Here is a 12,185-nt window from a genome sequence, read left to right as displayed (position 1 = left end):
AAGCATGCGGCGTGCCAGCAGGGGCGATTGCCACCGCCCGAACGGGGCGCTAAAGCGGGCGGCATGAAAAAGGACATGCCCACCCCCGCTGACCCCCTGAAACTCGGCACGCGCGGCTCGCCGCTGGCGCTGGCGCAGGCCAACGAGACCTGCGACCGGCTGGCCGCGGCGCATGGCTTGCCGCGGGAGGCCTTCGAGGTGGTGGTGATCCACACCACGGGCGACAACCGCGCACTGATCGCCGCCGACCGGCCGCTGAAGGAGATCGGCAACAAGGGCCTGTTCACCCGCGAAATCGAAGAGGCGCTGACCCGCGGCGACATCGACATCGCGGTGCATTCGATGAAGGACATGCCGACCGAGCAGCCCGCGGGGCTGATCCTCGATTGCTACCTGCCGCGCGAGGATGTCCGCGACGCCTTCGTCTCGCCGGTGGCCGCCTCCATCGCCGATCTGCCCGAAGGGGCCGTCGTGGGCTCGTCCTCGCTGCGCCGCCGCGCGCAGCTGGCGAACCGTCGTCCGGACCTGCAGCTCGTGGAGTTCCGCGGCAACGTGCAGACCCGGATGCGCAAGCTCCAGGACGGGGTGGCGCAGGCGACCTTCCTTGCGATGGCGGGCCTCAACCGGCTGGGCATGGCCGAGGTGGCCCGCGGCGCGATCGACCCCGAGGAGATGCTGCCCCGGATGCGGCGCGGCCGCGCCTCGAGCCCGTAGGCCACGTTCTGCGCCACGGTCATGTGCCGGAAGAGCGCGTAGTTCTGGAACACGAAGCCGGTCCGGCGCGCCTGCACCGGAAGGCCGGTGGCATCTTCGCCGTCGAAGAGCACGCGGCCGGACGAAGCGGTCTCGAGCCCGGCGAGAATGCGCAGCAGCGTGGTCTTGCCCGAGCCCGACGGCCCGAGCAGCGCCACCAGCGCCCCCGACGGAATGGCGAGCTGCACCGGGGCCAGGGCCGGGCTGCCGTTGAAGTCCTTGGCGATCTCGTCGATTTCGATCTGCATGTGTCGTCTCCTGGGATCAGTGGCGGCGGGTGGCGGCCAGGGCATCGGCATGGCGGCGCTCCAGCGCCGCCTTGAGGCCGAGCGTCGCCAGCGCCATCAGCGCCAGCGCGGCGGCCAGGGCGAAGGCGGCGGCGGAAAGGTACTCGTTGTAGAGCATCTCGATCATCACCGGCATGGTTGCGGTCTGGCCGCGGATCTTGCCGGAGACCACGGCAACGGCGCCGAATTCGCCCATCGCACGGGCATTGCACAGGAGCGCGGCGTGAAGCAGCGCCCAGCGGATATTCGGCAGCGTCACGGTCAGGAACATCCGCAGCGGCGAGGCCCCGAGCGTCAGCGCCGCCTCTTCCTCGGCGGCGCCCTGCTCCTGCATCAGCGGGATCAGCTCGCGGGCGACGAAGGGGAAGGTGATGAAGAGCGTGGCCAGCACGATGCCTGGCAGCGCGAAGACGACCTTCGCCCCGAGGGCGGCAAGGAGCGGCCCCGCCGCGCCGTTCGCGCCCCAGAGCAGCACGAGGCAGAGACCCACGACGACCGGAGACACCGAGAAGGGCAGGTCGAACAGCGTCACCAGGACGGCCTTGCCCGGAAAGTCGAAGCGGGCGATGGCCCAGGCCGCGGCCAGGCCGGTGACGAGGTTCACCGGCAGGCAGATCGCAGCGACGGTCAGCGTCAGGCGGATCGCGTCGAGCGCGGCAGGATCGGCGAGCGAACGCAGCGCCGTGCCTGCCCCCTGCGCGAGGGCCGCGCCGAAGACCAATGCTGCGCGACAGCGGCGGCACCGGCAGCGGCGCCATCGAGACGCGCTCGAGGAACCGCTGCGCGCGCAGCACGCCCAAGGGCGTCGCGATCGTCCAGCCCGCCCCTTCCGAGACCAGCGCCATGATCGCGTGGTAGCTGTCGAGCTCGAAACGGTGGTCGAGCGCCAGGCCGTGGCGCGCCAGATGGGCGGCGATGGCGCGGCCCATGTGGTGGCGCTGGGTGTAATGGATGAAGGGCAGATCGGCGAGCGCCGCGGGATCGGGCTCGCGCCCGGCGGGGGTCACCGCGACGAAGGGTTCGTCCATCAGCGGATGGACCTCCATCCAGGGCTCGGTCCCGCCCATGTCGGCCGCGACGATCATGTCGAGGGAGCGCGCCGCGAGCTGCGCGGTAAGCGCGTGGCTGGCGCCGGTTTCCAGCAGGAATCGGCAGCTGCCGAGATCGCCCGCCAGATCGGTGAGGAAGCGCGGCGTCACGTCGGCGTCGAAATCCTCGATCATGCCGAGTCGCAGATGCGAGAGGTGGCTGAGGCCGCCATTGGCGAGTTCCGCCTTGGCCAGGGCGGCCTCGCCGAGGATGTTCAGCGCGCGGCGGCGGAAGGTCGTGCCCGCGGGCGTCAGGCGGAAGGGCCGCGCCGCCCGGTCGACGAGCTGCGTGGCCAGGGCGCTTTCGAGATTGGCCAGCTGCTGGCTGACCGCCGAGGGGCTGGCGCCGAGCCGCCGCGCCGCACCGGAGATGCTGCCCTCTTCGGCGATGGCGGCAAACACCTCCACCGCCCAGAGCGTGATTCGTCCCGCCGAGTCTGCCATGGTCCTGCTGCGGGAGGTCCGCCCGTCAGTCCGGCTGGTTCAGCTTCGACAGCTTCGCCTGCAGATCCGCGAGCTGGCGCTTTATGTCGGCCAGTTCGGTCTCGCTCTGCGCGGGCTTCGCCTCGCTGTCCTGCGCCGCGGACGCGCCGGGCCAGCCGGGAATCATCGAGGACAGGAAGGCCTGCTGCTGCCGCTTCATCGCCTCGAGGCCGGACATCGGCATCATCGGGTTGGGCATCGAAGTGATGTTCTGCATCATCTTCGACTGGCCCTCGCGGAGCATGTCGAAGCTCATCGCCAGGAATTGCGGCACGACGCTCTGGGCCGAGGTCGTATAGCTGCGCACCAGATCGGTCAGCACCGCGATCGGCAGGACGTTCTCGCCGCGGCCCTCGTGTTCGGCGATGATCTGCAGGAGGTACTGGCGGGTCAGGTCGTCGCCGCTCTTCAGGTCGACCACCTTCACCTCGCGGCCTTCCCGGATGAAACCCGCGATGTCCTCGAGGGTCACGTAGTCGCTGGTTTCGGTGTTGTAGAGCCGGCGGCTGGCGTATCGCTTTATCAGAAGCGGCTGGTCTTTGTCGGCCACTCTAAGCCCTCCCTTCAAGTGCTGCGTTGCAGAGTAGGGGAGCGGATTCAAAAAGAAAAGGGCGAGCTTGCGCCCGCCCTTCCTTCGGCCCGGCCGCAGGGGCCGGGACCGTCAATTCTCGATCGGGGGAACGCGCCGCGCGGTTCCGGCCGCAATCAGGAAGCTGCTGCTTTCTTGGCAGCCGAGGTCACTTCGGCAGTGGCCTTCTTGACGGCTGCGGTCGCGTCTTCGGAGATGTCCTTGCCGGCGGCCAGCATCAGCTCGACGGTTTCCATCTGAACCTTCTTCGCGACTTCGGCGAAGGCAGCCATGGTCTCGGCGGTCATCTCGGCCTGCGCGGAGGCGAAATCGGTCATCGCCTTGGTGTAGTCGGTCGGCTCTTCCTTGACGGTCGACAGCGCGGCGATCTTCGTCAGGGTTTCCTTGGCGAACTTGGAGGAGATGTCGGTCGACTTCTCAGCTGCTTCGAGCGCAACTTTCGACATCTTCTCGCCGAGGGTGGCCTGGGTCTTGAAGGCGTCCTGCATGGCTTTGGTGTCCATCGGGAACGCGCTCATCATGTCCTGCATCATCTTGGTCAGGTCGTTGGTCTTGGTAGCCATAGTCTCTCTCCTAAACTGGGGCGGGAAGGACCCGCCTCCTGCGCCTGTCCATATTCATATATGCTGCGGCGCAGCAAATCAAGAGAAATTCGCTGCGATGCGGCAGCCGCCAAGTCAAGGGACCATTTGCAGATTGCGCCAAAACCCCTGCAAACACAGGAACATGCAAGAATAGTGCATCAATGGACGCGCAAGATTCTTGCTGCGAGCGCGAAGAATATGAGCGGAAATATCTTGCTGCATCGCAGCAAAAACACCACCTGGAAACTTTCCGTTTCGTTACAGGCGCTTGCCTTCCGCAAAGTCAGGACCCGCCGAAACGGCGGGTCCCTCGATTCACTAGCGAAATGCGGCTTCGCAGGTCAAGCAGCTTCCGGCTTTTTCACCACATAGGTGCCCGGCGCCGGAGCGAGCGCGGGGTGCGACACATTGCCGACCGGCCGTGCCGGGACCTTCGCCCCGGATTTCTTGCGCAGCCATTCCTCCCAGCGGAACCACCAGGTGCCCGGGGTGAACTCGGCCTTTTCCTTCCACTCCTGGAAATCGAGCTTCAGGTCGGGATTCGTGTAATGGCCGTACTTGCCCTTCGAGGGCGGGTTGACGATTCCCGCGATATGGCCGGACTGAGACAGGATGAAGGTCTTCGAGCGGCTGCCGAACTTGGAGAATCCGCTGTAGCAGCCCTTGGCGATGGCAATGTGGTCGGTCTCGCAGGCGATCGAGCAGACCGGCAGCTTGATGTCCGAGGGCTGCACCTTCTCGCCGCAGATCTCGAATCCGCCGTCGCAGAACTCGTTGTGCTGGCAAAGCTGGCGCAGGTACTGCACCGCCATCTTGCCCGGCAGGTTGGTGCCGTCGCCGTTCCAGTAGAGCAGGTCGAAGGCCGGGGGCGTGTCGCCCAGCATGTAGCTCTTGATCGCCGGCCCGTAGACCAGGTCGTTCGATCGCAGGAAGGAGAAGGTCTTCGTCATGAAGAACTTGTCGAGGATCCCCTGCTTCGACACCTCGCGTTCGATCGCATCCACGAAATCGTCGCCGAGGAAGACCCCGATCTCGCCCGGATCCTCGAAATCCGTCATCGTGGTGAAGAAGGTCGCGGCATTGACCGACTTGTCCTTGCGCTTCTCCATCAGCGCCAGCGTCAGCGACAGCGTGGTGCCCGCGATGCAGTAGCCGATCGCGTTGACCTTCGGCTCGCCGGTGATCGCCTTCACCTGCTCGATCGCGGTCAGGTAGCCCTCCTCTACATAGTCATCGAGCGAGACATCGGCATAGGACTTGTCCGGATTGATCCAGCTGACCACGAAGAGCGTGTAGCCCTGCTCGACGATCCATTTCACCAGGCTGTTCTTCGGCTTCAGGTCGAGGATGTAGAACTTGTTGATCCAGGGCGGGAACAGGACGATCGGAGTCTTGTGCACCTGCTCGGTCTTCGGCGCGTACTGGATCAGCTCGAACATGCGGTTGCGGTAGACCACCGCGCCTTCCGAGGTGGCGATGTTGCCGCCCACCTTGAACGCGTCGCTGTCCGCCAGCGACACCAGGACCTCGCCGTTGTTGGCCTCGATGTCCCGGACCAGGTTCTCCAGCCCCTTGACCAGCGACTCGCCCTCGGTGGTCACCGCGCGCTCCAGCGCCTCGGGATTGGTGCCGAGGAAGTTGGTCGGCGACATCATGTTGATGATCTGCTGGGTGAAATACTCGATCTTCTTGCGGTCGACGCCGTCGAGTCCCTCGAGCCCGTTGATCGCCTGCGAGATCGCGTCCGAAGTCAGCAGGTAGTTCTGCTTGAGGAAGTTGAAATAGGGATGGCTGTCCCAAAGCGGATTCTGGAACCGCGGATCCTTCGGCGTCGGATCGGACGGCACGCCGATCTTTCCGGTCGTCAAAAGGTGCTGCGCCTCGACATAGTGCTTGAGCATCTTGCCCCAGTATGACACTTGGTGCTCGATGATCTTCGCGGGATTGTTCATCATTTCAGACATGTAGGCGGTCATCGCCTTGACGAACACGTCCCTGTCGGGCGCTTGGAGATTGGGGTCGATCGCGCGTTTGCTGGCCATTGCACGCACCAGCCTCTGGGACAATTCCTCCATGCGCGCAATATTGTTGTTCAAACGGTCCAGGTTGGCCGCATTATCTTTTTCGTCGGTTGTCATCTTGTCCGTTCCACCGTACGTTCCCGCGACCCCAGACTATCGGCGCACCCCCAATGGGAAAAGCGGCGAATTGAACCGGGACGATCATCCGCCCCGGCTGTTCCGTTACGGAGAAAGTGCACCATGCGGTACCTTCTGACCTACGACATGATGGAGACGGTGCGGAATGCCAGCCAATGGCTCGGCTCGACCGCCCGCTCCTTCGGCTCCTACCCGGCCACCGGCCTGGCCCCGACCCCGGCCTTCAACCTGATGTCCGCATGGGGCGAAGTAATTGAAAGATCGTTCTCCCGCATGATTGCGAAGCCCGATTGGGGCATCCGCAGCGTGGTCGGCCAGGACGGCCGCGACCACCTCGTCAGCATCCATTCCGTGGTCGAGCGCCCCTTCGGCAACCTGATCAAGTTCCAGGTCCAGGGCCGTCCCGACATGCCGCGCAAAGTCTTGCTTGTCGCGCCAATGTCGGGCCACTATGCCACACTGTTGCGCTCCACGGTGGCGTCGCTGCTGCCCGATTGCGACATCTACGTGACCGACTGGCACAATGCCCGCGACATCCCGGTCAGCTGCGGCAAGTTCGACGTCGAGGACTACACCCTCTATCTGGCCGATTTCATGGAGCATCTGGGACCCGACATCCATGTCATCGCGGTCTGCCAGCCCGCCCCGCTGACGCTGGCCGCGACCGCCTACCTGGCCGAGAAAAAGCCCGAGGCGCAGCCGGCGACGCTGACCCTGATCGGCGGTCCGATCGACCCGGACGCCGCGCCGACGGACGTCACCGATTTCGGCCGCCGCATCACCATGGGCCAGCTCGAGGAGCTCGCCATCCAGCGGGTCGGCTTCAAATATGCCGGCGCGGGACGGATGGTCTATCCGGGCCTGCTGCAGCTCACCTCCTTCATGTCGATGAATGCCGACCGCCATGGCGAGGCCTTCTTCAACCAGATCCTCCGCGCCGCGAAGGGCGAGGCCCGCGACAACGACCACCACAACCGCTTCTACGACGAGTATCTCGCGGTGATGGACATGCCCGCCGAGTTCTACCTCTCGACGGTGGAACGGCTGTTCAAGGGCGGCGAGGTCGCGCAGAACCGCTTCGTCGTCGACGGCCACCAGGTCGATATCGGCAAGATCACCAATGTCGCGGTGAAGATCGTCGAAGGCGAGAAGGACGACATCTCGGCCCCCGGCCAGTGCCTGGCCGCGCTCGACCTGCTGACCGGGCTGCCCGCCGACAAGAAATTCTCGCATCTGGAGCCCAATGCCGGGCATTACGGCATTTTCGCGGGCAAGAGCTGGCGCGACAACATCCGCCCGCTCGTGCTGGAATTCCTCGACGCGCATGGCGGCGGCCGCGACGGCGCCGTGCCGCTGAAATCCGTCCGCCCCTGAGCACGCGGCAGCCATGACCCCGTCTGCAGCCGTGCCCCCGGCTGCAGACGGCGGCTGCGCAGAGACGCCCTCAGCCGGAACCGTTCGGCGCCGCGCAGCCCGGCTCCGGCCGCACCGGCTGCCGCCGCGCCCGCCCAGGAAGACCCCGCCTCGCATCCCGGCGCGGTGACCTCGCCGATGGTCGGCACGGTCTACCTGCAGCCCGAGCCCGGCGCATCGTCCTTCGTCGCCGTCGGCGACAGCGTCCAGGCCGGCCAGACCGTCCTGATCATCGAGGCGATGAAGACGATGAACCAGATCCCCGCGCCCAAGGCCGGCACGGTCAAGCGCATCCTCGTCGAAGACGGCAACCCGGTCGAGTTCGGCGCGCCGCTGATGATCATCGAGTGATCCCATGTTCAGCAAGGTCGCCTTCTGGAACTTCACCGGCTCGCGCGAGAAGAGCTCGGGATCGGCCATCAGCTCCTCGAGCTTGGCGATCTCGGCCTCGAGCCGCGCGATCACGCCGGGCAGCTCTTCCAGCCGGTGTTTCTCGGTGAAGCTCAGCCCGGATTTCGCCGCCTGCTTCGTCGCCGCGGCGGGGGCTGCCGCCGCGGATTTATCGGCTTTCGGCTTCGCGGCCTCGGGCTCTGCGGCGGGGGCCTTCTGCGCCTGGTAGTCGCTCCAGCCGCCCGGATAGGCGGTGACGCGGGCATTGCCCTCCATGGCGATCGTCGTCGTCGCCACGCGGTCGAGGAAATCGCGGTCGTGGCTGACCAGAATCACCGTGCCGTCATACTCGCCCAGCACGTCCTGCAGCAGGTCGAGCGTCTCGACATCGAGATCGTTGGTCGGTTCGTCGAGCACCAGGAGGTTCGACTCGCGCGCCATGATCCGCGCCAGCAGCAGCCGCGCCTTCTCGCCGCCCGAGAGCGACTTGACCGGCGCGCGCGCCTGCGCCTCGTCGAAGAGGAAATCCTTGAGATAGGCGACGACATGCTTGGCCTGCCCACGCACCATCACCTGGTCCGAGCGGCCCGACACCGCCATCTGCGGATCATTCGCCAGGCTGTCCCAGAGCGTCGCCTCGGGGTCGAGCTGCGCGCGGTTCTGGTCGAAGACGGCGATTTCGAGATTGGTGCCGAGCTGCACCGTGCCCGCATCGGGGGCGATCTCGCCGATCAGCAGTTTCAAGAGCGTGGTCTTGCCGACGCCGTTCGGGCCGACCATGGCCACCCGGTCGCCGCGCAGTACGCGCAGGTCNGAAATCCTTGACGATGGGCTTGTCGCCGAAGCTTTTCGCCAGCCCCTTCGCCTCGATCACCCGCTTGCCGGATTGCGGCCCGTCGGCGAGGTTCAAGGCTGCGGTGCCCTGGCGCTTGATCTGGCTCGAGCGCTCCTCGCGCAGCGCCTGCAGCGCGCGGACCCGGCCCTGGTTGCGCTTGCGCCGTGCCGAGATGCCCTCGACCGCCCAGCGGGCCTCGGCCTTGATCTTGCGGTTCAGCTTGTGGCGGGCCTCGTCCTCGTCCGCCCAGATCTTGTCGCGCCATTCCTCGAAGCGGGCAAAGCCCTGCTCGGAGCGGCGCACCTCGCCGCGGTCGATCCAGAGGGTCGCACGGGTCAGGTTGTTGAGGAACGCCCGGTCGTGCGAGATCAGCACGAAGCCCGCGCGGGTCTCGGCCAGGGTCCGTTCCAGCCAGGCGATCGCCTCGATGTCGAGATGGTTGGTCGGTTCGTCGATCAGCATAAGCTCGGGCGCCTCGGCCGAAGCGCTGGTCGCGCGCCAGCAGGCGCTGTCGGGCGCCGAGGAGGAATGGCTGGTGCTCGAAGAGAAGGCCGGCGGCTGACGCGCTGGTCTTTCTGCTTTGCAGAAACTTTATCGTGATCGCAGAATGTTTGTTTACGTTCGATTAAGATCCGGCTCCTACCGTGCGCGTCATCCGGATGAGCAGGGAGGATGCGCGCGTGGGAAGAGTTGAGCAGACGGGGGACTTGCCGGCGGACCTCGCCGAGATGACGCTGGGACTCCGCAATTTTTCCTATGCGTTGGCGCAGTTCATGACCGATCCCGAGTCGCTGGACCGGCACGACATGACCGCGATGATGTTCACGCTGAAATCCCGCGCCGACACGCTTGCCGATGATCTCGACCAGGTCGCGCTGCGCTGCGGCGGGGACGCGTCCTGCCGGGAGCCGGCCCTGGCGCTGCCGCAGGCACGGGGCGCCTGACGCCGGTCAGTCCGGCGCGATCAGGCCCTGGCCCCGGCCTCGCCCGAGCGCGGCACGCTCGTCGCCTTCGCCGCCAAGGACGGCCAGATCGCGCTCGACGGCACGGGCGGCAACAGCCCCTTTGCCGCGGCGCTGGTCGACAAGCTGCCGGTGCCGGGGCTGGAGATCAGCCTGATGTTCCGCCAGGTGCGCGACGAGGTGCTGGAGCGCACGCGCAACCTGCAGGAGCCCCACACCTATGGCTCGCTTTCCGGCGTTCCCTTCTACCTGGCCGGTCCGGCGCAGGGCCAGGACCGGCTGCCCGAGGCCGATCCGGTGCTGGCCTGGGCCTCGCTGCGCCCGCAGGAGGAGGAGCAGCTGGCGGCGCTGGCCACGCAGGGCGACACGCGCTCCATGGTCGGGCTGGCCTATCGGCGGCTCAATGCGGCCAGCGGCGATTTCCGGCCTGCCGAGGCGGTGGAGCTTTTCACCCGTGCCGCCGAAGCCGGGTCGCCGGTGGCGGAATTCGAGCTGGGCAAGCTCTACGAGAAGGGCATCGGCGTCGATCCCGATCCGGCCCGCGCGCTCGAGCTGTACCGGCAATCTGCCGCGCAGGAATTCCCCGACGCGCTGAACGATCTGGGCTATCTCTATTTCCAGGGCGGGCTCGGGCTTCCGGTCGACCGCAGGCGGGCGCTGGCCTATTTCGAGCGCGCCGCGGACCAGCGCCATCCGGAGGCGCAGTTCAATTTCGCCGCGCTGGTCGATGACGGTCTGGTGCCGGGCAAGGGTCCGCAGGACGCGGCGAAATATCTCTATGCGGCGCTGCGCTCGGGCAATGCCAATGTGCTCGACATCCTCGAGACCCGCTCGGACATGTTCAAGCTCGAGACCCGCAAGGCCCTGCAGGCGCTGCTGCGGGAAAATGATTTCTACGACCAGGGCATCGACGGACAGTTCGGCGAGGGCACGCGGCGCGGGCTGCGCCGCGCCTATGGCCAGGAGGAGTGACGCGGCCCTGCGGGAATGCCGCAGGGCAGAAATTAACGGGGGACAGGCCGGGACTGGCTTGCTACCTTCGAGGTTGAGGGAGGCAGGGTAAAGACATGGATAAATTGTTTTCGCGCACCGGTTCCGGCCGGCGGGGCCGGGCCTGGGCCGGATGGATCGCGCCGCCGATGCTGGCGCTGGCCGCCACGGCGGGGCAGGCGCAGGAATCCGCCTCGCTGCCATCGGCTGCGCCCGACGTGTCGGAGGCCTTCCGCAAGAATGTCACGCTGCTCGGCATTCCGCCGGCCACGGTGGCGCCGCACGGGCTGATCTTTGCCTCGGGGGCCTGGACCAACCGCCGCGACGAGCGCCACCGCGAGGACGATGCCTCGGGCGCGGTGGGCTTCGGCCTCGGGCTCGGCGACGGGCTGGTCGACCTGCAATTCACCGCCCATGTCACCTCCTTCGAGGATGATTTCGGCGATTCCGGCTATTTCAGCATCAAGGCCTCGCACCGGCTGGACGATGGCGGCATGCCGACCTTCGTGTCGGTCGGCGCCGATTTCCTCGGCCCCTGGGGCGATTCCGAGGACCGTGACGAAGGCTTCAACGCAGCACTGACGATCTTTCCGGTGATCCAGCTGGGCGGCGCGTCCTACCCGCTGATGATGACGCTCGGCGGCGGCGACGCGGTGCGCGACTACAGCACCGAGCCGGGCATGTTCGCCGGGGTCGGCATCGGCCTGAGCGAGAGCTTCGGCACCAGCTTCGCCTTCAACGGCGATCATTTCGACCTGGGCGGTTCCTACCGCTTCAAGACGCTGAAGAACTGGGGCTTTACCGCGACGGTGGGCGACGTCTTCGACCAGGACGACCTGCAGCGCGTCATTCTCTCCGTCAACTGGGTTGCCGCCGATGTCTTCTGAAGCTCCGTTCCGCTCCCGCATCGCCGCCGCAATCGGCATCGCCCTCCTGTCGGCCCCGGCCTTGGCAGGGGATCTGCCGGTCGAATCGATCGGCCCGGTTTTCACCCCGGTCTTCACCCCGCCTGCCGCCGCCCTCGCCCCCGCAGCGGGCGGCGCGCAGGCCGGAACCGCCGCTGGCCAGATGGCCCAGATGTCGCGCGCGGCCGACACGATGCGCTATGCCGCCCGGTTCTGCGGCCAGGTCGGCGGGGTCTACAGGATCGACTGCCTCAGCGAACGGCTGGCGGCGGCGGCGGCCGAGATGCCGAAGACCGGCGAATATGCCGAGGCTTGGGCCGCGGTCGATTCCACCTCGAAACAGCTCGAGGCGCTGGCCCGCGATGCCTGGGACCGCGACAAGCCGCGGATCACGGCACGGGCGGCCGATGCCGATGTGCAGACCAGCCGGCCGCTGCGCCCGGTGCAGGTGGAGCGCATGCCTGCCGTCCAGGCCGAGGCCACGCGGATCCTCGAGGAAACCGAAACGGTGCTGCTGCGGTCGGCGGCGCGCTCGGTGGAGCGCCAGGCCCTGTTCACCGAGATCGCCCAGGCGGTGGATTCAAACAAGGTCCTGCTGCGCTCCTGAGGTTGCGGGATCGGCCTTGACCGGCGCGTTCCGGTCCTGACGGCTTGTCGGTGTCCTGCATGGCGGCCACAGGGCCGACTGAGCTTGCCCCCGGATCGCGGACTGGGAGTTACAGTACTCTCAGGGACAAGGGATCCCAC

At 66.7% G+C, this 12,185-nt stretch carries 9 protein-coding genes and 6 pseudogenes; 8 read left to right on the top strand and 7 right to left on the bottom strand.

Translation table 11 applies throughout. The features are described from left to right. Positions 1-63 precede the first annotated feature (63 nt). Positions 64-696 (top strand): annotated as a pseudogene (gene hemC, locus C7T91_RS22985) (hydroxymethylbilane synthase); the annotation flags it as partial. Here hemC and C7T91_RS22980 read toward each other — a convergent pair. From C7T91_RS22980 to C7T91_RS22955, 6 genes and pseudogenes are all read right to left on the bottom strand, one after another. Further along, a pseudogene (locus C7T91_RS22980) lies at positions 681-1,001 on the bottom strand (ATP-binding cassette domain-containing protein); the annotation flags it as partial. The pseudogenes hemC and C7T91_RS22980 sit on opposite strands and share 16 nt — an antisense overlap. Positions 1,002-1,017: 16 nt before the next feature. Continuing rightward, positions 1,018-1,764 (bottom strand): annotated as a pseudogene (gene cysW, locus C7T91_RS22975) (sulfate ABC transporter permease subunit CysW); the annotation flags it as partial. Between the two features lie 49 nt (positions 1,765-1,813). Further along, positions 1,814-2,572: pseudogene (locus C7T91_RS22970) on the bottom strand (LysR family transcriptional regulator); the annotation flags it as partial. A 25-nt stretch (positions 2,573-2,597) separates the two neighbouring features. Beyond that, positions 2,598-3,161 carry a polyhydroxyalkanoate synthesis repressor PhaR gene (phaR, locus tag C7T91_RS22965; protein ID WP_108261461.1) on the bottom strand — a complete coding sequence of 188 codons (564 nt, stop codon included), beginning with the start codon at positions 3,159-3,161 and terminating at the stop codon, positions 2,598-2,600. A 155-nt stretch (positions 3,162-3,316) separates the two neighbouring features. After that, complete coding sequence (locus C7T91_RS22960) at positions 3,317-3,763, bottom strand: Phasin (RefSeq protein WP_108261459.1); 447 nt, start codon at positions 3,761-3,763, stop codon at positions 3,317-3,319. A 362-nt stretch (positions 3,764-4,125) separates the two neighbouring features. Then, positions 4,126-5,922 (bottom strand): PHA/PHB synthase family protein, encoded by a 1,797-nt coding sequence (locus C7T91_RS22955; protein WP_108261457.1) that lies wholly within the window; start codon positions 5,920-5,922, stop codon positions 4,126-4,128. A 123-nt stretch (positions 5,923-6,045) separates the two neighbouring features. Here C7T91_RS22955 and phaZ point away from each other — a divergent pair, with 123 nt between their 5' ends. Both phaZ and C7T91_RS22945 read left to right on the top strand, forming a co-directional pair. Continuing rightward, a complete protein-coding gene (gene phaZ / locus C7T91_RS22950; RefSeq protein ID WP_108261455.1) occupies positions 6,046-7,317 on the top strand; it encodes a polyhydroxyalkanoate depolymerase in 1,272 nt (423 codons plus the stop codon). Positions 7,318-7,404: 87 nt separating this feature from the next. Continuing rightward, positions 7,405-7,707 (top strand): annotated as a pseudogene (locus tag C7T91_RS22945) (acetyl-CoA carboxylase biotin carboxyl carrier protein); the annotation flags it as partial. Positions 7,708-7,722: 15 nt separating this feature from the next. On the opposite strand, the pseudogene C7T91_RS22940 reads toward C7T91_RS22945, so the two are convergent. Then, positions 7,723-9,061, bottom strand: a pseudogene (locus tag C7T91_RS22940) (ABC-F family ATP-binding cassette domain-containing protein); the annotation flags it as partial. Here C7T91_RS22940 and C7T91_RS38090 point away from each other — a divergent pair. The 5 genes from C7T91_RS38090 (at position 9,009) to C7T91_RS22920 (ending at position 12,045) form a co-directional block, all read left to right on the top strand. Further along, positions 9,009-9,143, top strand: coding sequence for a hypothetical protein (locus C7T91_RS38090; protein WP_269102445.1), 135 nt, complete (start codon positions 9,009-9,011; stop codon positions 9,141-9,143). The pseudogene C7T91_RS22940 and the gene C7T91_RS38090 sit on opposite strands and share 53 nt — an antisense overlap. 145 nt (positions 9,144-9,288) lie before the next feature. Continuing rightward, on the top strand, positions 9,289-9,525 hold the full coding sequence (locus C7T91_RS22935) for a hypothetical protein (protein ID WP_108261451.1): 237 nt from the start codon (positions 9,289-9,291) through the stop codon (positions 9,523-9,525). Between the two features lie 27 nt (positions 9,526-9,552). After that, positions 9,553-10,515, top strand: coding sequence for a caspase family protein (locus tag C7T91_RS22930; protein WP_108261449.1), 963 nt, complete (start codon positions 9,553-9,555; stop codon positions 10,513-10,515). Positions 10,516-10,610: 95 nt separating this feature from the next. Beyond that, positions 10,611-11,420, top strand: a complete 810-nt coding sequence (locus C7T91_RS22925) for a hypothetical protein (protein WP_108261447.1) — start codon at positions 10,611-10,613, stop codon at positions 11,418-11,420. After that, positions 11,410-12,045, top strand: a complete 636-nt coding sequence (locus C7T91_RS22920; protein ID WP_145962987.1) for a hypothetical protein — start codon at positions 11,410-11,412, stop codon at positions 12,043-12,045. The genes C7T91_RS22925 and C7T91_RS22920 overlap by 11 nt, the downstream gene beginning before the upstream one ends. Positions 12,046-12,185 lie beyond the last annotated feature (140 nt).

The organism is Mangrovicoccus ximenensis (assembly GCF_003056725.1).
Lineage (GTDB): Bacteria > Pseudomonadota > Alphaproteobacteria > Rhodobacterales > Rhodobacteraceae > Mangrovicoccus > Mangrovicoccus ximenensis.
Note: the sequence above shows the minus strand (reverse complement) of the source record. Positions and strands in the feature narration are given on the sequence as shown.

Bases quoted from the DNA above. Each gene is read 5' to 3' on its own strand.
- C7T91_RS22960 (WP_108261459.1), bottom strand. From the start codon at position 3,763: ATGGCTACCAAGACCAACGACCTGACCAAGATGATGCAGGACATGATG.
- C7T91_RS22955 (WP_108261457.1), bottom strand. From the start codon at position 5,922: ATGACAACCGACGAAAAAGATAATGCGGCCAACCTGGACCGTTTGAAC.
- phaZ (WP_108261455.1), top strand. From the start codon at position 6,046: ATGCGGTACCTTCTGACCTACGACATGATGGAGACGGTGCGGAATGCC.
- C7T91_RS38090 (WP_269102445.1), top strand. From the start codon at position 9,009: ATGTCGAGATGGTTGGTCGGTTCGTCGATCAGCATAAGCTCGGGCGCC.
- C7T91_RS22925 (WP_108261447.1), top strand. From the start codon at position 10,611: ATGGATAAATTGTTTTCGCGCACCGGTTCCGGCCGGCGGGGCCGGGCC.
- C7T91_RS22920 (WP_145962987.1), top strand. From the start codon at position 11,410: ATGTCTTCTGAAGCTCCGTTCCGCTCCCGCATCGCCGCCGCAATCGGC.